The sequence below is a fragment of the Roseibium sp. genome (assembly GCF_965216085.1).
Lineage (GTDB): Bacteria > Pseudomonadota > Alphaproteobacteria > Rhizobiales > Stappiaceae > Roseibium.
The window spans coordinates 355,839-375,481 of sequence record NZ_OZ244138.1; the positions used below are offsets into that span (position 1 = coordinate 355,839).

General features: G+C 55.2%; 20 protein-coding genes and 1 tRNA gene. 14 read left to right on the top strand and 7 right to left on the bottom strand.

Annotation, left to right across the window (positions count from 1 at the left end; translation table 11 throughout):
- Nucleotide 1: 1 nt before the first annotated feature.
- Nucleotides 2–448: an Hsp20 family protein gene (locus tag ACOOFE_RS01700; protein ID WP_141184820.1), complete on the bottom strand. Its 447-nt coding sequence runs from the start codon at nucleotides 446–448 to the stop codon at nucleotides 2–4.
- 272 nt (nucleotides 449–720) lie between these two features.
- Here ACOOFE_RS01700 and ACOOFE_RS01705 point away from each other — a divergent pair, with 272 nt between their 5' ends.
- Together ACOOFE_RS01705 and ACOOFE_RS01710 are read left to right on the top strand one after the other, a co-directional pair.
- The gene (locus ACOOFE_RS01705; RefSeq protein WP_420413380.1) at nucleotides 721–1,146 is read left to right on the top strand and encodes a hypothetical protein; all 426 of its coding nucleotides are present in this window, start codon (nucleotides 721–723) and stop codon (nucleotides 1,144–1,146) included.
- Between the two features lie 113 nt (nucleotides 1,147–1,259).
- A complete protein-coding gene (locus ACOOFE_RS01710) occupies nucleotides 1,260–2,336 on the top strand; it encodes an alpha/beta fold hydrolase (protein ID WP_420413381.1) in 1,077 nt (358 codons plus the stop codon).
- Between the two features lie 48 nt (nucleotides 2,337–2,384).
- Here the strand turns inward: ACOOFE_RS01710 and hisN are convergent, their stop codons facing one another.
- Both hisN and ACOOFE_RS01720 read right to left on the bottom strand, forming a co-directional pair.
- Nucleotides 2,385–3,191, bottom strand: coding sequence for a histidinol-phosphatase (hisN, locus tag ACOOFE_RS01715; RefSeq protein WP_420413382.1), 807 nt, complete (start codon nucleotides 3,189–3,191; stop codon nucleotides 2,385–2,387).
- 279 nt (nucleotides 3,192–3,470) lie between these two features.
- Nucleotides 3,471–4,358: an N-formylglutamate amidohydrolase gene (locus ACOOFE_RS01720; protein ID WP_141188622.1), complete on the bottom strand. Its 888-nt coding sequence runs from the start codon at nucleotides 4,356–4,358 to the stop codon at nucleotides 3,471–3,473.
- Nucleotides 4,359–4,567: 209 nt separating this feature from the next.
- On the opposite strand from ACOOFE_RS01720, the gene cpdR reads away from it, so the two are divergent.
- The 4 genes from cpdR to ACOOFE_RS01740 all read left to right on the top strand — a co-directional run bounded on the left by cpdR (nucleotide 4,568) and on the right by ACOOFE_RS01740 (nucleotide 6,232).
- A complete protein-coding gene (gene cpdR, locus ACOOFE_RS01725; RefSeq protein WP_141184824.1) occupies nucleotides 4,568–4,927 on the top strand; it encodes a cell cycle two-component system response regulator CpdR in 360 nt (119 codons plus the stop codon).
- 134 nt (nucleotides 4,928–5,061) lie between these two features.
- A tRNA-Val gene (locus ACOOFE_RS01730) sits at nucleotides 5,062–5,136 on the top strand.
- Between the two features lie 151 nt (nucleotides 5,137–5,287).
- Nucleotides 5,288–5,413, top strand: a complete 126-nt coding sequence (gene ykgO / locus ACOOFE_RS01735; protein WP_006932207.1) for a type B 50S ribosomal protein L36 — start codon at nucleotides 5,288–5,290, stop codon at nucleotides 5,411–5,413.
- Between the two features lie 168 nt (nucleotides 5,414–5,581).
- Nucleotides 5,582–6,232: a tetratricopeptide repeat protein gene (locus ACOOFE_RS01740; protein ID WP_420413383.1), complete on the top strand. Its 651-nt coding sequence runs from the start codon at nucleotides 5,582–5,584 to the stop codon at nucleotides 6,230–6,232.
- A 139-nt stretch (nucleotides 6,233–6,371) separates the two neighbouring features.
- On the opposite strand, the gene pyk is transcribed toward ACOOFE_RS01740, so the two are convergent.
- Both pyk and ACOOFE_RS01750 read right to left on the bottom strand, forming a co-directional pair.
- Nucleotides 6,372–7,808 carry a pyruvate kinase gene (gene pyk / locus ACOOFE_RS01745; protein ID WP_141184826.1) on the bottom strand — a complete coding sequence of 479 codons (1,437 nt, stop codon included), beginning with the start codon at nucleotides 7,806–7,808 and terminating at the stop codon, nucleotides 6,372–6,374.
- The gene (locus ACOOFE_RS01750) at nucleotides 7,805–8,293 is read right to left on the bottom strand and encodes a DUF1036 domain-containing protein (protein WP_420413384.1); all 489 of its coding nucleotides are present in this window, start codon (nucleotides 8,291–8,293) and stop codon (nucleotides 7,805–7,807) included. Before ACOOFE_RS01750 ends, pyk begins: the two co-directional genes overlap by 4 nt.
- A 417-nt stretch (nucleotides 8,294–8,710) precedes the next feature.
- Here ACOOFE_RS01750 and ACOOFE_RS01755 point away from each other — a divergent pair, with 417 nt between their 5' ends.
- The 3 genes from ACOOFE_RS01755 (at nucleotide 8,711) to ACOOFE_RS01765 (ending at nucleotide 10,268) form a co-directional block, all read left to right on the top strand.
- The gene (locus tag ACOOFE_RS01755; RefSeq protein WP_420413385.1) at nucleotides 8,711–9,520 is read left to right on the top strand and encodes an N-formylglutamate amidohydrolase; all 810 of its coding nucleotides are present in this window, start codon (nucleotides 8,711–8,713) and stop codon (nucleotides 9,518–9,520) included.
- A gap of 39 nt (nucleotides 9,521–9,559) precedes the next feature.
- Nucleotides 9,560–9,859 (top strand): DUF1244 domain-containing protein, encoded by a 300-nt coding sequence (locus ACOOFE_RS01760; RefSeq protein ID WP_141184828.1) that lies wholly within the window; start codon nucleotides 9,560–9,562, stop codon nucleotides 9,857–9,859.
- A 142-nt stretch (nucleotides 9,860–10,001) separates the two neighbouring features.
- Nucleotides 10,002–10,268 carry a DUF2312 domain-containing protein gene (locus ACOOFE_RS01765; protein WP_133951361.1) on the top strand — a complete coding sequence of 89 codons (267 nt, stop codon included), beginning with the start codon at nucleotides 10,002–10,004 and terminating at the stop codon, nucleotides 10,266–10,268.
- Nucleotides 10,269–10,348: 80 nt separating this feature from the next.
- Here ACOOFE_RS01765 and ACOOFE_RS01770 read toward each other — a convergent pair whose 3' ends face one another.
- Entirely contained in the window at nucleotides 10,349–12,040 is a 1,692-nt protein-coding gene (locus ACOOFE_RS01770; RefSeq protein ID WP_420415531.1) for a DUF882 domain-containing protein, read from the bottom strand.
- A gap of 316 nt (nucleotides 12,041–12,356) precedes the next feature.
- On the bottom strand, nucleotides 12,357–13,955 hold the full coding sequence (locus tag ACOOFE_RS01775; protein ID WP_420413386.1) for a sigma-54-dependent transcriptional regulator: 1,599 nt from the start codon (nucleotides 13,953–13,955) through the stop codon (nucleotides 12,357–12,359).
- 190 nt (nucleotides 13,956–14,145) lie between these two features.
- Here ACOOFE_RS01775 and ACOOFE_RS01780 point away from each other — a divergent pair, with 190 nt between their 5' ends.
- From ACOOFE_RS01780 to ACOOFE_RS01800, 5 genes are all read left to right on the top strand, one after another.
- Nucleotides 14,146–15,972, top strand: a complete 1,827-nt coding sequence (locus ACOOFE_RS01780) for a M3 family oligoendopeptidase (RefSeq protein WP_420413387.1) — start codon at nucleotides 14,146–14,148, stop codon at nucleotides 15,970–15,972.
- Between the two features lie 17 nt (nucleotides 15,973–15,989).
- The gene (locus ACOOFE_RS01785; RefSeq protein ID WP_420413388.1) at nucleotides 15,990–16,904 is read left to right on the top strand and encodes a heme-dependent oxidative N-demethylase family protein; all 915 of its coding nucleotides are present in this window, start codon (nucleotides 15,990–15,992) and stop codon (nucleotides 16,902–16,904) included.
- A 97-nt stretch (nucleotides 16,905–17,001) separates the two neighbouring features.
- Nucleotides 17,002–18,381 carry an ABC1 kinase family protein gene (locus tag ACOOFE_RS01790; protein ID WP_420413389.1) on the top strand — a complete coding sequence of 460 codons (1,380 nt, stop codon included), beginning with the start codon at nucleotides 17,002–17,004 and terminating at the stop codon, nucleotides 18,379–18,381.
- Nucleotides 18,382–18,554: 173 nt separating this feature from the next.
- Nucleotides 18,555–18,836 (top strand): aa3-type cytochrome c oxidase subunit IV, encoded by a 282-nt coding sequence (locus ACOOFE_RS01795; RefSeq protein ID WP_420413390.1) that lies wholly within the window; start codon nucleotides 18,555–18,557, stop codon nucleotides 18,834–18,836.
- A gap of 130 nt (nucleotides 18,837–18,966) precedes the next feature.
- Nucleotides 18,967–19,638 (top strand): pseudouridine synthase, encoded by a 672-nt coding sequence (locus ACOOFE_RS01800; protein WP_420413391.1) that lies wholly within the window; start codon nucleotides 18,967–18,969, stop codon nucleotides 19,636–19,638.
- Nucleotides 19,639–19,643 lie beyond the last annotated feature (5 nt).

Sequence of the window (19,643 nt, forward strand, 5' to 3'; positions counted from 1 at the left end):
GTCAGTGTGCGGTGGTTTCAAGCTGTTTTGCTGCGCCAGATGTGATCTCGATCTTGCGCGGTTTCATGGCTTCCGGCAGTTCGCGGACAAGGTCCACGTGCAGAAGGCCATTTTCGAGGCTGGCGCCGTTCACGCGGACATGTTCTGCGATCTGGAAACGGCGTTCAAAGGTCCGCGAAGCAATGCCGCGGTAAAGAATTTCGCGATCAGCGGGCTCTTCGCCCTTTTCGCCCTTGATTGTTAGAACGTGTTCTTTGGCTTCTACAGAAAGTTCGTCTTCAGCGAACCCGGCAACCGCCATGGTAATGCGGTAGGAGTTCTCGCCAGTGCGTTCGATGTTATAGGGCGGATAACTTGGTGTTTCGCTGCCAGCTGCATCCAGCATTGAAAACAGGCGGTCAAAGCCGATGGTTGACCTGTGGAGCGGAGAAAAGTCGAAGTGACGCATGGTCTGTCCTCTCTTTGAGCAACTTATACTTCATGTGTTTTTGCGGACCTCTGTCCCCCATCATTGGCAGGACCGGCTCGCGGTGCAGACCCAATTTGGCGCCTGCAATTCATCAGGTGGGCATTCCTGTTTTTGAATTCAAGGGGGTTCTTTTGCGTTCATTTTTGCCTGGATGAACCGGAGATGAACAAGGTCTTCCGCTTCGGTTCAATCGGTCTCAGCCATTTTTCAGACAACGTCAGCGCGGGGCTGACGGCGTGAGGAGATGCAAGATGATCAATTCCTTCAGCAAAGAGATTTCCAGGAAATTTACTGCCCCAGTTGTAGCTGCCGTTTTTGTTATGGCGGCTGGCGCGGTTTCGGGAGTGCAGGCAATGCCACTTTCCGGCAAGGGCGCAATTCCAGCATATCAAGCCGAACATATTGTCAACGTCGATCACCGCCGTGGTCCGGGCAAAGGATGGCGCGGCGGTCATGGCCGTCATCATCATGCAATGGGGCCGCGCCAGATACGGCGGAGCCTGCGCCATCGCGGATTCTACCGGATCAAGATCATTGACCGCCGCGGACCGATGTACATTGTCAAAGCACATGGCTGGCGCGGATTTCCGATGCGGTTGGTGGTTGATTCGCGCAATGCGCATATCGTTCGAAGCCGTCCGCTCGGTCCCCGCTTTGATTGGAATTACAGCTGGTAAGACCGAATAACACTTCTCAGAGGCCGGCTTTTGCAAAAGCCGGCCTGAAGTCTGTTGTGACGTGCAAGGTGGGCGATTATCACTTAATAAAACCAAGCGCGAATCGGACCACCATGAGCCTGATTGATACCAAGGACAATCAAGTCCCGGAGGGAGGCGTATCCGGATTTCTTGAAACGAAAGACCGGATCAAGCTGCGCTATGCGCATTGGCCTGCCTTGGGAGCACCGCATCGCGGCACGGTCACCCTGCTTCAGGGGCGTGCGGAGTTTATCGAGAAATACTTCGAAGTTGTCTCTGATCTCCGAGCGCGTGGGTTTGCCGTTGTAGCGTTCGATTGGCGGGGGCAGGGAGGATCAGACCGGCTGACCCGCAGCCCGTTCAGGGGACATGTGTCCAGCTTCAAAAAGTATCAGATCGATCTTCTGACAATCTTGAAAGAAATTTCACTCGCAACATATCCCGGACCTCATTTTGCGCTTGCCCATTCAACCGGCGGCTTGATTTTGCTCACCGGTTCGCACCGCCTCCGGACAATGCTCGACCGTGCGGTGATTACAGCGCCGCTGCTGGGCCTTGCCGCGGAAGACTGGGGCGGAGACCTTCTGCCGCTGGGGCGGAAAGCCTTGCGGATCCTAACCCTCGGTTTTCTGGGAAAGCACCCATTGAAAGCTGCTCAGCCTGCAACATCAAGCATCACAGAGACAATCGGGTTTCCTATTGCTCGGATTTGTTCCTGGCTGTTGCTTGGCCGGCTTTATGTTCCAGGTGGAAACGACAAGATTACGGTGCCGTTCGACACCAACCGGCAAACCTCCGACCGGCAGCGCTTTCGGCGGTTTTCAAAAGTTCTGGAGGACCATCCAGAACTCGGTATTGGGTCTGCGACGATGGGCTGGCTGAATGCGGCCAGGGCGGCGATGATGTCGTTGCGCAAGCGCCGCGCTGGACCGGAAATCAAACTGCCGTGTGTCATCCTGGCCGCCGGCCGGGACCGGATCGTGTCCACGCCCGCCATTGAGGAGTTCGTCTCGCGGACGAAAACGGCTGCCTATATTGAAATCCCGGGAGCTGAGCACGAGCTGCTCATGGAGGCTGACGCCTACCGCGACCAAGTCTGGGCGGCATTTGATGCGTTTATTCCAGGATACGAAGCAGATCTGGAACTGAAGAAAACCGGCGCGAACTGAAGGTTTTCGTCCTTATGCCGGTCTTCTTTGAGTGTTAGGGTCAGGACCCTAGTCAGCTGCTTTAGAGAGTTCCGTCAGAAGAATGTCGTGCAGCCGCGGGTCTCCGGAAGCGACAATCTGTCCGCCTTCAGCCGGTGAACCACCTGTCCAAGTGGTGACAACGCCGCCGGCGCCTTCGATGATCGGCACCAGGGCCACGATGTCGTAGGCTTGCAGTCCGGATTCAATCACCGCATCTCCATGCCCGGCGGCCACCATGCAATAAGCATAACAGTCGGTGCCGTAGCGGGTAAGTTGCGCTTCAGCTTCAAGGCGGTCAAAGGCGGGGCGTTCGGTTTCTGAAAACAGCGCGGGCGTGGTTGTGAACAGCGCTGCATCTTTCAAGGAAGCGCAGGGCCGTGTCTTGAGATCTTTCGATCCCAATGGTCCCTGATACCAGGCGCGCTGGCCATCGCCGCTGAAGCGTTCGCCAATATAAGGCTGAGCCATCATCCCGAGGCTGGGTTTGCCCTCAGAGCGCAACCCGATCAGGCAGCCCCATGTCGGAAGCCCGGTGATAAAGGCGCGTGTGCCGTCAATCGGATCGAGAACCCAAACGTGATCGGCCTCTAGGTTTTCCGGACCATGCTCTTCGCCCAGAATGCCGTGATCCGGGTGATGCTGATTGATCAGGGCACGCATGGCCGTTTCGCCGTTCTTATCGGCAATGGTCACGGGGTCAAAGCCGCTCTCCAGCTTGTTAACGACCGAAAATCCCTGCCGGAAATGCGGCATGATCGCAGAGCTGGCGGCATCGGCGAGCTGATCAAGAAACGGAGCCAGCGGGTTGATGCTGGCAGCAAGCGGCATGGACATGATTCCTCCGGCCAATAAAGTGGGTTTATGGTTGATAGTGGCGCCAGGTGACTGTTTTATAACCTGAATTGCAAAAAAAGATATCGAAATACCTGAACCAATGCTCATATTTTGAGCATGAAGTAATCGCTTATAGGCTTGTAATTTGTGCGATGCAATGCGATCTTATTGCGGTGCGATAGAGTTTTCTGTCGCATCGCCCTCCTTGGGCGTTTCCTCCCTAGACTTCGGCCGCCTCTTTTGAGTGCGGCCTTTTTTTTATTCGATTTAACGAAGGAGCTATTCGGCCGCGATCGGATCCGCGATCAGGCCAGCATCTGGCATTGCGGTGAGTTCGCGGACGAAATCCTTGAGATCGTGGAACAGCTGACCGAAGCCGTCTGTTGGCTTCTGGGTCGTTTCATCCATATAGAGGCCGCGATTGATTTCAATCTGCAGGGCATGCAGGCCGCTCGAGGGCCGGCCATAGTGTTCTGTAATAAAGCCGCCAGCATAGGGTTTGTTCCGGCTAACGCTGTAGCCTTTGTTCCGCAAGGCTTCAAAAGCAAAGTCGGTTAAGTCGCTGTTGCAGCTGGTGCCATAGCGGTCACCAAGGATGAAATCCGGCCGGCTGTCCGTGGACTGGCATTTCACGCTGGACGGCATGGAGTGGCAGTCGATCAGGACGGCATGGCCAAAGGTCACATGTGTTTGCGCCAAAAGCCGCCGAAGAGTGGAATGATATGGCTTGTAAATCGCTTCAACGCGGCCAAGAGCCTCTTCCACCGGAAGCTTGTGTTTGTAAATCTCGTAGTTTTCGCTGACGATCCTGGCAATCGTTCCCAAACCGCCTGCGACCCGTATTGAACGGATATTGGCATAGGACGGCAAACGGCCATCGAACATTTTTGGATCGAGCTCATAGGGCTCCCGATTGACATCCAGATAGGCCCGCGGGAAATGTGCTCTAAGCATGGGAGCGCCAAGCGGCACCACATGTGCAAACAGGTCATCCACATAGGCATCTTCAGAGCGCCGGATCGACTGTTCGTCCAAACGGGAGGCGGCTAGAAAACTTTCCGGGTATTGCCGTCCAGAATGTGGCGAATTGAAAACGAAGGGAAGCCGTTGATCTGCGGGGCATAAAACTTCGAATGCGGGCAGGCCGTTGAAGTCGGTATCAAACAGGGCATTCGAGGTGCTTGGTGGTAAGCTTGTCAAATTCAATGTCCCGGCTAAGGCGATATCCTATGGTGCCAAGGAATCAACACACAGTCCACAGTGGTTCGGTCAAAAGCTTAGGACAACCAATTCTTCCTATCTTTCTTTTGATTTCGGGCTATAACCGGCAAAAGGTTTAATCGCTCCGCGAATTCAAAGGAAATTGGTTGCCCACTATGTCGCGAATCCTGCTTGCCGAAGATGATAATGACATGCGCCGCTTCCTGGCGAAGGCTTTGGAAAATGCCGGGCATGATGTCGTGTCCTTCGACAACGGCAAAAGCGCATATGAAAGATTGCGTGAAGAGCCGTTTTCACTTCTTTTGACGGACATCGTCATGCCAGAAATGGATGGCATCGAGCTGGCGCGCCGCGCGACGCAGCTGGACCCGGATCTGAAAGTGATGTTCATCACCGGTTTTGCAGCGGTTGCGCTTAATCCGGAATCGGATGCGCCGAAGGATGCCAAGGTCCTGTCAAAACCGTTCCATCTCAAAGATTTGGTCCAGGAAGTGGAGCGGATGCTGGCTGCTTGAGAGCATCAATCAGCAGGGTTATCCGGTGCACAGGATTTTTTGACAGTTCAGTGAAAAGGGGGTTGCACTGGTTTTCGATCCCCGCTATATCGCACCCCACCACGGCGTTGGGGCGCCGATGGCCGAAGAAATTCGGGCGTGTAGCTCAGCGGGAGAGCACTTCGTTGACATCGAAGGGGTCACAGGTTCAATCCCTGTCACGCCCACCATTATTACGCTGATTGATCTGATCAAGATGCGTAGGTGACTGGAAGACTAGCGCAGAAGGCTGCAGCAACTTTCCGGAAACTGAATGAGGATATGAGCGCCTTGGGCGCTCATTTAGTTTGAAGTAGAAAACGACCCCACGGGGACAGTGACATGAAGATCAAGAACTCGCTCAAAGCGTTGATGACCCGTCACCGGGACAACCGCATGGTCCGCCGTAAGGGCCGCGTTTACATCATCAACAAGAAAAACCCGCGTTTTAAGGCACGTCAGGGCTAATCCTGCTTCGCGCGTTTCAGCTGGGAACGAATAGTAACGTCAATGGCATGCGCTCTATCGGCGTTGAGATTGACAAATTGTTCGTAAACCGCAGAAACACGCGATAGTGTCAATATCCGGGATTGACCGCCGCATTCAACGATCCATAATCGTTGGATGCGGATTTTTGTGTTTGCCATTCTTATCCTATTCGCTCCGGTTGCCGCGACAGCGCAAACGGTGCCTGATCTCGGTCCGGAGGCTGACACGCCGTCCGTCGAGGATTTTGATGCGCTGCCTGATCCCGAGCCGGAGACTGGCGGCCAAGTGGTGGTTGAAGACGAAGACCCCACTGAAACTCTTTCTAAACTCGACAGTCTGTACGCGGATCTTTCGGGAGCAGACGATCCCGCTGTGCGGGAGCGTGTGTCGCGCGATATCCGGCGGATCTGGATGGACTCAGGCTCCGATACCGTAAACTTGCTTATGGTGCGGGCCGGACATGCGATACAAGCCAAAGACCATGGATTGGCGCTCGATCTGCTTGATGTGGTTGTTGTGCTGCGCCCCTCTTTTGCCGAAGGCTGGAACCGGCGCGCGACGGTTCATTATATGAAAGAAGACTTTGGAAAATCGCTGGTCGACATAGAGCGCACGCTGGCGCTGGAGCCCCGGCATTGGGGCGCCCTCTCGGGCCTTGCGATCATTCAGCGGCGCTTGGGTTTTGAAAACGAGTCGCTAGAAACATTCCGCCGGGCGCTTCAGATCCACCCAGGCCTGGAAAATGCCGAGAATGCAATAGAGGCACTTGAAAAGGCTGCTGAAGGCGAGCCCGTTTAAAACAATTGATCGGGAGAAGTTTGTCCGTCTTTAAGGCGCAGGCCAGTTTCGGGTGACGAATTAGGGCGGCGGTAAAAGGCTAATCGATTTAAAAAGGCGGCCAAAAAAAAGGCCGCCTTTTGTTTTGCTTAACGAACCGTCAAATGCCGCCCTGTCCGTCATTGCCAACAAATGCAATCCGCAACATGTTGGTAGAGCCAGGTGTTCCAAACGGGACGCCAGCGGTGATGATGATCCGTTGACCTGGTTTTGCCCATCCTTCGGAATGAGAAATCCGGCAGGCGCGGTCGATCATGTCTTCTTCGTTGGCGGCGTCTTCACTGACAACGCAGTGCAGGCCCCAGCCGAGCGATAGCCGGCGGGCGGTTGCCATGACCGGAGACAGAACGATGATCGGGCAAGACGGGCGTTCCCGCGATGCACGAAGGCCGGTTGCCCCCGACGTGGTGTAACAGACGACCGCGGCTAGATTAAGCGTCTCAGCGATTTGGCGTGCCGCAGCTGAAATCGCATCGGACCCTGTTGCTTCCGGTTCGGTGCGCTGAGCGTAGATGATGGTCCGGTAGTTTGGATCCTGCTCAACTTCTTGAGCGATCTTGTCCATGGTCGAGACAGCTTCTTCCGGAAAATCACCGGCAGCGGACTCGGCGGACAGCATGACCGCGTCAGCGCCTTCGTAAACTGCTGTTGCAACATCCGAAACTTCTGCGCGGGTTGGAACCGGAGATGTAATCATCGACTCCAGCATCTGTGTCGCGATGACAACTGGTTTGCCGGCCCGGCGGCAGGCACGCGTGATCCGCTTTTGCAAGCCAGGAACCTGTTCCAGAGGCATTTCCACGCCCAAGTCGCCACGGGCAACCATGATTGCGTCAGACAGCTCAATGATCTCGTCCAGCCGGCCAATGGCCTGCGGTTTTTCGATCTTCGCCAATACGCCGGTGCGGCCGCGCGTGATCTTGCGGACTTCTGCAAGATCCTCAGGACGTTGCACGAAGGACAGAGCAATCCAGTCAACGTTCTGGTCTAGTGCCGCAATCAGATCCTTGTGATCCTTTTCCGTCATCGCACTTGTGGCGATTTCAGAATCTGGAACGCTGACGCCTTTGCGATCGGACAGCTTGCCGCCCACAATGACCTCGGTTACGGCCTTAGCCGCAGAAGCTTCAGTCACACGCAGTTGGATCTTGCCGTCATCCAACAGCAGCCGGTGCCCGGGTTCCAGGGCTTTCAAGATTTCCGGGTGCGGTAGGTGGACCCGGTTGATATCGCCCGCAGAAGTATCTGCGTCCAAAGTAAAGACCGCTCCGTTTTCCAGCATCACCGGGCCATCGCCAAATGTGCCGACACGTAGTTTGGGTCCTTGAAGATCGGCCAAAATGCCGATCGGTCGTCCTACATTTTCCTCTACAGCACGGATGCGGGATACCAGCATCTTGAGACGGTCATGGTCAGTGTGGCTCATGTTGATGCGGAACACGTCCGCGCCAGCACGATACAACTTTTCGATGATGTCTTGTTCTGAGGAGGAGGGTCCGAGAGTAGCTAGAATTTTAACTCGTCGGTTTCGCCTCATCGCCCACCTGTCCCTTGTTGCACGGGCTCGGTCAACTGGACCGTCCAGCTGCTCTGTTCGCCCGTGTCGATTTCGAAAAAGCCTGTCCGCTCGAAACCTCGAGCAACGCAGTCTTCAATTCCGCGGATGGTGAACTCTTTTTCCCGGGTGCACATGAACGCCCGGCCGCCCCATTCGCCGAATTGATCGTAATCGACCGCATAGATGTAATAGTAACGTGACACCAGAGAGCCGGGTACGAGAGTTTCACAGCTGTTGGATTCAAGATTCCACCAGCCTTCTGTGATCCAATCGGATTTATCTTTGTAGCCGATAGCCACTCCGACCTGGCTGTCCGTCTTGTTACAAAGACGAAGGTCAGCCTTGGCGCTTCCGCTGCTTACAGCACTTATGAAGAGGGCAATACCAAAGGCGCATAAGGTCTTAATAGACGTGTTGATCCACGTCCGAGACCTGCCCTGGTGCCGTTCCCCTACCTCAAACATACGCAGTCGTTCACTTTGCTGCTTTACAGACATTGGCTTTTTGCGTGGACAACAGTGTCTTGTCAACGTCGTTAACAATATATGTGCAAGAGTAAAACCCTATTATTGCCGCACTGATACCCTTTTGGCCCACCCGGATAAAACCAAACTATCGTATGTGGTGATAATTGGGGCGGGAACATGACAGTAACCTTGTGGGTACAGCCCAGCTGTCAAAAAACGGTATACAAACACTTTCATCCACATCAAAAACATCGGGGTAATGATTGGCGCCGAAATTGTCTGCTGTTCAAAAACAGCGATTCGAGTGCCTGTTTTGCGGACATTGCGGATTATTCGGACTTGGTTCCCCGCCAGCTTTGGCGTACACCTGTCCGCCTGCCAATAATGCTGTTTTTCGTAATCAAGAAGATCTAGATGACTGATCCTGCGCTGATGCCGGACACTTCCTTTCAGCCGTATGAATATGTTCATGGTGATGAGAGCGCCGGGGTTTTGCTGCTGTGCGACCACGCCCGCAATACAGTGCCGCAAGAATATGGCGACCTGGGTGTTCCGGCCGCCCAGTTCGAGCGGCACATTGGATATGACATTGGTGCGCGTGCTGTAACACTCGAGCTGGCCCGAAGGCTCAACGCCCCGGCCTGCCTGTCGACGTTTTCAAGATTGCTGATCGACCCCAATCGGGGCGAAGATGATCCAACGCTGATCATGCGTCTGTCGGATGGCGCCGTGGTGCCCGGCAATGCGAAAGTCGACCAAGCTGAACGCCAGCGCCGGATCGACCGATTCCATAAACCTTATCATGGACTGATCTCCGGGACCTTGGACCGAATGATGGCAGCCGCACCGGCGCCGGTTATTATTTCGATCCATAGCTTCACACCGGTCTGGCGGGGTGTGCCCCGTCCCTGGCACGTGACGGTGCTGTGGGACAGCGATCCACGCGCTGTAACGCCCATGCTGGACGGTTTGCGGGCGCAAAGTGATTTGATCGTGGGGGACAACGAACCTTACGACGGCGCCCTTGAAAATGACACGATGTACCGGCACGCAACCAAACGGGGGCTGTCGCAAGCCCTTCTGGAAGTGCGCCAGGACCTGATCGCCGATGAGGCGGGGGCATTGGAATGGGCCGATCGGCTCGAGCCTATCTTAAGGAATTTGTCGCAGGCGCAAGAATGCCGGCAAGTCCGGCACTATGTATCCCGATGCGATAACAAGTGACAGGGTGTATGCCGGATAAGAGCTGAGGGAGATGAATTGATGGACGATCAAACCAAAACCGAACTGGAAGCCGCCGTCTTTCGCAGGCTTGTGGAACATCTTCGCGGACGCACGGATGTCCAAAACATCGACATGATGAACCTTGCTGGTTTTTGCCGCAATTGCCTGTCCAACTGGTATGCGGAAGCTGCCAATGAAAAAGGGCTGGATGTGGAAAAAGAAGCAGCGCGTGAGCTGGTCTATGGCATGCCTTATGCTGATTGGAAGGCCAAACACCAGACCGAAGCGACCGAGGAGCAAAAAGCGGCTTTCAAAAAGAGCCATCCTCACCACCACTGAGATGTAAGGTTTGTTCCGGTTCGCTTGACGTCGCTGGCGAAGTCTGGCACGGCACGGGCCGGTTTCCTTGCAGCGGAATTCATATGTTGCCGCTGCAGATGTTTGCTGAAGAGATAAAAACTAACTAAGGAGTAACACTCGAATGTCCGATCCGGGTGGAGTCGCCGCAGATCAGCTGCGCGCATTTATTGAGCGCATTGAGCGACTGGAAGAAGAAAAGAAAGTCATCTCGGATGACATCAAGGATGTTTACGCAGAAGCCAAAGGCAATGGCTATGACGTTAAAATCCTGCGGAAAGTTGTTTCACTTCGCAAGAAACAGCCACATGAGCGGGAAGAGGAAGAGGCGGTGCTCGACCTTTACCTTCATGCCCTCGGGATGGCTGGTCCAGGCCCGTCTGAAGGCTAAGGTTTTCTTGCTACAGAATGAAAAAAGGCTGGTTCTTGGAACCAGCCTTTTTGTTTTCTCAGGTCCGACGACGGACCGGATTATCGAGCGAAATGAACGGGCAGCACCACAATGGCCGGGCCTATAAATCGGTCGGTTCTAAGATCGCCATAGGGGGTCTGTTCGAAGCGTGCAGCGACAAAACGGTTGCCAGGTTTGATGACATTGGTCAGCTGGCGCTGGTTCGGGTGGCTGAGCCAAGCAAATGTCCGGTGGCGTGTCGTGTTGGCGCCAGTCAGCACAAGCGATTCTGACCTATCGGGGAGGCTCGCAAAGCCAGCCAGCGGGTCTACAATTTGATTGCGCGGTATCCGGCCAGAGACTGATGGACGGGCAGTGGCTGCCTTGGGCGCCGCAACCGGGCTGTTATCGGAAGCTTTCTCTGGAGCTGCAACTGCCGTACCGCGTAGGGACCGGCTTAACTCAGGCGGTGTCGGCGCAGCAGAAGCATAAGCCAAGGTCGATCCAGGCCGAGGAGATGGTTCCGGTGAGGGGACAGCGGTGCCTGTCGCGGCCGCAATGGCGGCTACAGGATCGTTAACTGAGGTGTTTGATGCGGTGCCACCGAGTTTTGCTGCTGCCGCTTGGGCCGCTGCCTGTAAGCCGGCAGCGGGTTTTTGTCCCGGCGCGCCGGCGACAAGAAAACGATCGTTCAGAGGCTTGCTGGCAGCTGGTGGCTGGCCGGCGGCCAGTGCGGCCCGCTGACTGTCCAGAGTATTGGGCGCAGGCGTAGGTATGGCAGCTGCCAATTGTACCGGCGCATCTATGTCAGGTTTCAACTCCGGCGCGGAGCTTGCAAGCACAACAGCTGGAGTGGCTTCTGGCGTCTCAAGAAGTTTCCGTCCGGGTACAGGTGGATTTTTAAGAACCGGAGAGACCGCGGCGGTTTGCGTTGCCGATTGGCGTCCGCCGACGGCGCCTGGACGGGTGGCATCTTTTGAGCCCGCCCGGTTGCCACCACCAAAGAGACTAGCAAACAGATTGCCGCCACCCGTGTTTTCCCGTTCGACATTCGCAGGTGGTGTCGGCTTTGGTGCGGTTCTTACGCTTTGATTGCGGGTGTTGAGTGTTCGTGCGGAAGTCCGGTCGTTTGATGCCACGAGCGTCGGCCTTGAGCGTTTGCTCTTGCCGGACTTGGCTTCTGCCAAGGCTAGCTTGTAGCCTTTGAGCGGTTTGCCGTCAGACGGCACATGCAAGGTTTTTCCGTTCGGGAAAACTTTTACCAACTGAGATCTGTTCATGCGTGGCCAGTGGCGGACCCGGCCGGTATCCATATGAACAAATGGCGAGCCCGAACGCGGATAGTAGCCGACACCGCCGACGTGCTTGCGCAAACCCGCTGCGCGCAGTTTTGCAAGATTGACGCCGGGAATATAGAAATCCATAGCCTTGCCGAGCGTATGCTGGCTGTTTCGGGCAACACCCTTGGACCGCTTGCGCAACATGTTGTTGGTCGCTGGTGAGCGATAGCTGGAAACGACGTAGATATGATCTCTGGCGCGAACTTTCTGGTAGACTTCCCAGACAAGGTCGAGCAATTCGGGATCGATTTTGGTGATTTCGTTACGGCGCCAGTCACGCAAAAAGCGATTGGCCTCCCGAAGACCGCCCGGAAGATACCGGCCGTTCTTTTTGAAGGTGATCGATACACGCTCTTTGGTGTGCGTGTTGTAAAGCTTTAAGGTTCTGGTTTCTGCTTCAGCCGAGCCTGCGAGCGTCAAAGCAAATGCCATGACCGCGGCCGCTGAAACTGCGGCGCGCCTCAACCAGGCGACGGCGTCGAAACCAACTGACCGTTTACGCAATCTCTATCCCGCCGTTTTGTGGTGGCTTACACCCATCCCGTGCTCCCCAGCAGACCGAAAGTTTATCTGCCGCAGGTTAAGAAGTTTTTACCCTAATTCCAGTTGTGTGGAAAACGTGGCAAAATTGCAACTCTGCGGCTGGTTATCCGCAGACATCTGCAAAAATTCCTGCCGACAGTGCCCTAGCGCGGGAATGTGTTCAAAAATCGTCGGTTCTTGAACTTAAGCTTTGATATGAAACAGATTAAGCGGCAGCGTCAGTACCGCCATCATCAAGCCCGTATTCCTTGAGTTTGCGGTAAAGGGTCGAACGGCCAATCCCGAGCCGTTTGGCGACTTCGGTCATCCGGCCGGAATAATGCTTGATCGCGGCTCTGATGAGCTCTTCTTCAACATCTGTCAGCTTGCGGATATGGCCTTCTGGGTCGAGGTTGCGCATGAAACCGAACGGCGCGGAGCTTTCAAAGCCGGCCGGTGGTTGGGCCTGCGCAATTGCACCGGGACTTTGCGCGGCGTATTGCGGCGTGTGTGCCAATGGTGGAATGTCCGCAGGCGCAGGCGCAGGCGCAGGCGCAGGCGCAGGCGCAGGCGCCACTGGCGGCAAAGCGGCTGGGTTTGGAGCAGCGACACCATGGCCAACTGGTCGTTCAATTGCTGCTGCGACTTGAGGAAAGTCATCGAAGGTCAGTTGGGGGCCGTCGCAAAGGACAACTGCTCTGAACATGGTGTTTTGCAGCTGGCGGATGTTGCCTGGCCAAGTGTACTCCTGCAGCATGGCAAGAGCATCGGGCATGATGCCGGAAACCTGCGGTTTGCCTTCTTCGGCTGCAAATCTTGCAAGGAAATGGCGGGCTAGTGCGGGAATATCTTCGCGCCGGTCGCGCAACGGCGGGATCCAGATCGGAAAGACATTCAGCCGGTAATAAAGGTCTTCCCGGAAAACCCCTTCCTTAACCTGATCGATCAGGCGCCGGTTGGTGGCCGAGATCAATCGGAAATCGACCTTCACCGGACGGCGGGAGCCGATCGGATCGATTTCGTTTTCCTGGATCGCGCGAAGCAGTTTGACTTGAACGTCCTGTGGCAGTTCGCCAACCTCGTCGAGAAACAGAGTTCCGCCGTGGGCTTCCTGGAATTTGCCGACATGTTTGTCGACAGCACCGGTAAAGGCACCCTTTTCGTGCCCGAACAGGATCGATTCAACGAGATTGTCCGGGATGGCACCACAGTTGACCGTGATCAGCGGTTTGGACTTGCGGTCGCTGGAGCCTTGGATTGCGCTGGCAATCATTTCCTTGCCAACGCCGCTCTCCCCTTCAATCAGGATCGGTATGTTGGAGGCGGCAGCGCGTTTGCCAAGATTGATCACCCGTTCCATAGCCGGGGAATGGGTGATCATGTCCTTGAAGGTGAGTGTGCCGGAGGCCTTTTTCTGGATCCGAGTGATTTCGCCTTCAAGTGCGGAGGTTTTCAGAAGATTGCGGATCGAGACATTCAGCCGTTCCGGAGCCACAGGTTTGACCGCGAAATCTTGGGCGCCCGCGTTCATCACAGAGACCACGGTATCGATGCCGCCATGGGCCGTTTGAACGATCACAGGTGTGGAGATCTTGTCTGAGCGCAGGCGCTCCAGCACGCCGAGGCCATCCAGTTCCGGCATCACCATGTCGAGAATGATCAGATCAATCTCGCTGGCTTCTGGCCCAGTCATGATCCGCACCGCTTCGGCGCCGTTTTCGGCTGTCTTGGAACGATAGCCGAATTTGGTCACGGCCTCCTGCAGCAGACGGCGCTGAATCGGGTCGTCGTCGACAATGAGAATTTTGCCACTGAGTGCTTGCATCAGATGCCTTCGATCATGCCAATGTGTTTCGTTTCGGGCCATTCTGGTGGCAAAGCGGTAAACAAATCCTCCAAGGGAAGCGAAAAAAGTTTCAGTTTTTCGATTGCGGCACCTTGTACGAACAGCCTACAAATTGCTCTCTAGTACAATTGAAACGCCTTGACGTTTTTACCGATTTCCGGAGTGAACCATGCCGTTGCCGCACCCAGTCCTTGCGCCTCAAACCACTGGATCGGTGGATCTCGGTGATTTGCCGGAATGGAATTTGACGGATCTTTATCCGTCCGTCGACGCGCCTGAAGTCGCTGCAGACCTGAAGGAAGCGCTCGACCGGGCCAAGACCTTCGAAGTCTCCTATAAGGGACGGCTGGCAGATTTGGCAGAAAACAATGTTGCCGCCCTCGTGACAGCAATCCGGGCCTATGAAGACCTGGAAGATCTGATGGGCCGGCTGATTTCTTTTGCCGGGCTTGTTTACGCGGGTAACACCACAAACCCGGCCTCCCAGAAATTTTATGGCGATGTGCAGGAGCAGATCACCACCGCCAGCTCACATCTCCTATTCTTTTCCCTGGAAATGAACCGGATTGATGACGGCATCGTCGATGCCGCTCTAGAAGACACACATCTCGCCCACTACCGGCCATGGATCGAGGACCTGCGCAAGGACAAGCCCTACCAACTGGAAGACCGGGTGGAGCAACTGTTTCACGAAAAATCGGTTACGGGCAGCAGCGCCTGGAACCGGCTCTTCGATGAAACCATGGCATCGCTCACGTTCGAAGTTTCGGGTGAGGAGTTGCCGGTTGAGCAGACCCTCAATCTTCTGACGGATGCCTCTCCAGACAAACGTGCCGAAGCGTCTAAGGCTCTGATCAAGACGTTTTCTGAGAACCTCAGCACCTTCACCTTGATCACCAACACCCTGGCGAAGGACAAGGAGATTTCCGATCGCTGGCGGAATTTTTCCGACATTGCCGACAGCCGTCACCTGGCCAACCGGGTGGAACGTGAGGTGGTTGACGCAATGGTCTCGGCTGTCCGGGAAGCCTATCCGCGTCTGTCTCACCGTTATTACAAGCTGAAAGCCAAGTGGCTCGGCATGGACCAGCTCAATACCTGGGATAGAAATGCGCCGCTTCCGGATGCCGATACGCGCGTTATTCCTTGGGCGGAAGCCAAGGGCACAGTGCTTTCCGCCTATGAAACCTTCTCGCCGCAGATGGCCGAAATTGCAGGACGTTTCTTTGACAAAGGCTGGATTGATGCACCGGCGCGCTCCGGGAAGGCGCCCGGCGCCTTTGCTCATCCAACCGTTCCAAGTGCACACCCTTATGTTCTTCTGAACTATCAAGGCAAAGTCCGCGATGTTATGACCTTGGCGCATGAGCTGGGGCACGGCGTACACCAGGTGCTGGCAGGGCCAAACGGTCCGTTAATGGCACCAACACCGCTGACACTGGCCGAAACCGCAAGCGTTTTTGGCGAGATGCTGACATTCAAGTCGATGCTGGCCAAAGCGGACAATCCGAAAACCAAAAAAGTCATGCTGGCCTCAAAAGCCGAAGACATGATCAACACGGTGGTCCGCCAGATCGCCTTTTATACCTTTGAGCGCAAACTTCACACTGAGCGGCGCAACGGTGAATTGACCGCCGACAAGATCGGAGAACTCTGGCTGTCTGTCCAGGGCGAGAGCCTAGGGCCTGCGATCAAGCTGAACGAAGGTTATGAGACCTTCTGGACCTATATTCCGCATTTCATTCATTCGCCGTTTTACGTCTATGCCTACGCATTCGGCGACTGCCTGGTGAACTCGCTTTATGCGGTCTATGAAGAAGCTGAAACCGGGTTCCAGGAGAAATACTTCAACCTCCTGAAAGCCGGCGGCACCAAGCATCATTCCGAGCTGCTGCAACCGTTTGGGTTGGATGCTGCCGATCCTGACTTCTGGAAGAAGGGACTTTCGGTCATTGAGCGGCTGATTGATGAGCTGGAAGCGCTGGACCAGGCCTGAGGTGTGAGCGCTTTTTGATGCACAAGCCAGCGCCTCCGTTTCAGCACACGCCCTATGATGGCACCAGCCAACCGTTCACCGTGGGTTTGAAACCGATTACGGAAGAAACCTGGCTGGAGCCGGACCCGTTTCTGGAGACACATCTGGCAGAGAAGGACCGGCTGCTTGAGGTTGACCGTGATGCTGTGTTTCGGGCTGAAGATGGCACTGCAGACGCGCAACACGAAATCCTTACGCTGATCGTTGAAAACCTGCAGCGCCATCACGGTGCAACGCATTCGATTCGTAAGAACCAAGGCATCATCAAAAGTACCGGCCGTACCGTCAATCTTGACGACGAGCCGGCTCTTCTGACGGCAGCGCGGCTGGTGCAGGAAGACCTTGTACTGATGCGCCCCGGACCCAATGGTTATCGGCTTGCCGCAGCCTGTCTGTGTTTTCCATCATCGTGGTCGCTGGCAGAAAAGTTTGGTCAATCGATGAGCGGGATCCACAAACCTGTACCGGGTTTCAACGGACACCGTATGGGCATGATGGTGGCGCGGCTGTTCGACAATCTGAAGGCCGGCCAGTACGTCTGCCGTTTTAATTGGTCGATCTATCCGGACAGTGAATTGCATCATCCGGAGGCAAAACAAATTGATCTCGACGATCACGAGGCGGCGCTGCCGCGGTTGTTCTTACGGGTCGAACGGCAAACCCTGCGGCGATTGCCGGAAAGCGGAGATGTTCTGTTCACAATCAAGATCCATCACGACCCGCTCACCGCTTTGCAAAGCGAGCCAAATCGTGCCGCGCTTGCAGTTCAACTCAAAGATCAATTGATGGGATTAGACGCGGATCAGTTGGCCTATAAAGGGCTGACACGCGGCCGGGAAGCCCTGGTTGAGGCGCTAGCTGAAATTGCAGCCGAAGTCGAAGGCGCCTTATAGAATCGCTGCTTCCTCTGGCCGCAGACTGGATTTTGGCTGGCCGATCTATATCTATCGATCAAACGCGTGACTGTATCGTCGAGGAGCCTCAGAGTTTATGCCGCAGGACAAGGACCGCGAAAGCAACCGTTTCAGTGCCCGTATGGGCCGCTACGCCAAGGTCGGAACCAATATGGGCGGGATCGCTGCCAAGGTTGCCGGCGCCAAGCTTTTGGGCATGGAACTCGACAACGGCAAAAATGCATCGGATCTCGCTGCGGCACTTGGTGGCCTGAAGGGGCCGTTGATGAAGGTCGCCCAGCTCTTGTCGACCATTCCGGATGCTCTGCCACCGGAATATACCACCGAACTCGCCAAACTGCAGGCCAGTGCGCCGCCGATGGGCTGGGCTTTCGTCAAACGCCGCATGCGGGCTGAACTTGGGGCAGATTGGCAAAAGAAATTTGACAGTTTTGACCGGGAGCCGGCGGCGGCGGCCTCTTTGGGGCAAGTGCACCGGGCGGCCGGACATGACGGCCGGGTGCTGGCGTGTAAACTGCAATATCCGGATATGGCCTCGGCGGTAGAGGCAGATCTTAAACAATTGCAGATGCTGTTTTCACTGCACCGGCGGATGAAACCTGCGATCGATACAAGTGAAATCGCAAAGGAGATCAGTGCCCGGGTGCGGGAAGAACTCGATTACTACCGCGAAGCTGCTCACATCGATCTTTACCGCAATATCCTTGAAGATGCTCCGCATATCCGTGTTCCGGGTGTCGTGGAGGATCTGTCGACCAAACGTCTTTTGACCATGAACTGGCTGCATGGACGTCCGCTTTTAGACTACAAGGAACATTCCCAAGAAGACCGCAACCGTTTGGCTCAGACGATGTTTCATGCCTGGTGGCATCCGTTTAGCCACTATGGGGTCATCCACGGGGATCCGCATCTTGGGAACTACACCGTGTTTGAAGAAGATGGTGTCCCATCGGGCATCAACTTGCTCGACTATGGCTGTATCCGGATCTTCCCGGACGCTTTTGTCGAGGGTGTGGTGGATCTTTACAAAGGGCTTCTCGAAGAAGATCAGGAGCGGGTCGTCTCGGCCTATGAGCGCTGGGGCTTCCAAAATCTCAAAAAAGAAATCATTGAGGTCCTCAATATTTGGGCGCGCTTTATCTACGGACCGCTGCTGACAGACCGAGTGCGATCCATTGCCGATGGTGTTTCAGCGGCCGAGTATGGGCGCAAAGAGGCGTTCCGGGTGCATTCGGCCTTGAAGGAACTGGGGCCCGTGACCGTGCCGCAGGAGTTTGTCTTTATGGACCGTGCAGCGATCGGTCTCGGCGGTGTTTTCTTGCATCTGCGGGCTCAGTTGAATTTCTTCCAGCTCTTTAATGAGCAGATCGAAGGATTTGAAGCGGCAAAGGTCCGCGACCGCCAAAGTGCTGCGCTTAAGTCTGCTGGCCTGCTAGGCGTTTGGGAAGCCGCATAATAAGCGCAGTGGCTATTCTGCGGCAAAGCGGCATGACAGAACAGAAAAGAACCCTGCCAAAAAACTATCCTGTTGGAGCATAAGAAATCGGCAAAACTCCGCCGGAAAACATTGCTCAATGGCAAGGCTTTCTGTATGGATGACATCGAATTTCGATTTTCTTGGGGGACTTAATGTCTAACGAAACTGCGCCGGCAATGGATTACGATTCGCACGAGCGGACCTACGAAGGGTTCATCAACTTCTCCAAAGTTGGAACCATCGCCGTATTGAACATCGTGCTCTGTCTGATTCTGTTCAGCTTCGGTGGCACAACGGCTGTTGTCTTTGGTGCGCTGATGGTGCTGGCAACGATAGTTGCGTCTGGCATTGGCGTTGCGCTGGGCGCCAACGGCTGGGTACCGCCCGCTGTTGTTTTTGGGCTGACCGGTGTCCTGTGCATTTTGCTGGTCTAAACGTTTGCTGACTTGTCTCCTCAGCCTTTGGGTCTTCGGGACTTCAAAATAGGTAAGAGGTTCTTGCAAAGGCGCGGCTTTGGCAGCGCCTTTTGTTTTTTTTTTTCAATTACATTGTATAAGCCAGGCCATGAACCAGAGTGCCCCGGCCCCCTTTGTCTACAATCCGCCCCTAGAGCCGTATTTGTCCGTGCTCCACGTGGATGAGGATCTCTTGATCGTCGATAAACCCAGCGGATTGCTGAGTGTTCCGGGCAAAGCTCAAGAGCACAGCGATTGCATCGAAGTGCGAGCTCAAAAGACCTACCCAGACGCGCGAATTGTGCACCGGCTGGATATGGATACATCCGGGGTCATGGTCCTTGCCATGAATGCTGTAGCTCATCGCCACTTGGGGCTGCAATTCGAGCGGCGAAAAACGGAAAAGACCTATCTTGCGGAAGTTTGGGGGCAAGTTTCAGGTGACGAAGGCGAAGTAAACCTGCCGCTCATCTGTGACTGGCCGAACCGGCCGAAACAGATGGTGTGTTTTGAAAATGGCAAGCCGGCCCTGACGAAATGGCAAGTGCTGGCCCGGGGAGACCAGACAAGCCGGCTCCGCTTGTTTCCGCATACCGGTCGTTCACACCAACTTCGAGTGCATATGCTGGCTCTAGGGCATCCAATCATTGGCGACCGATTCTACACGGATGGTGAGGCGCTGGCAGCTTCATCCCGTCTAGCGCTGCATGCTGAAAGCCTGACACTGCATCATCCGGAGGGTGGGGAGCGGGTTCGATTTGAGACCGCATGTCCGTTTTAAAACAG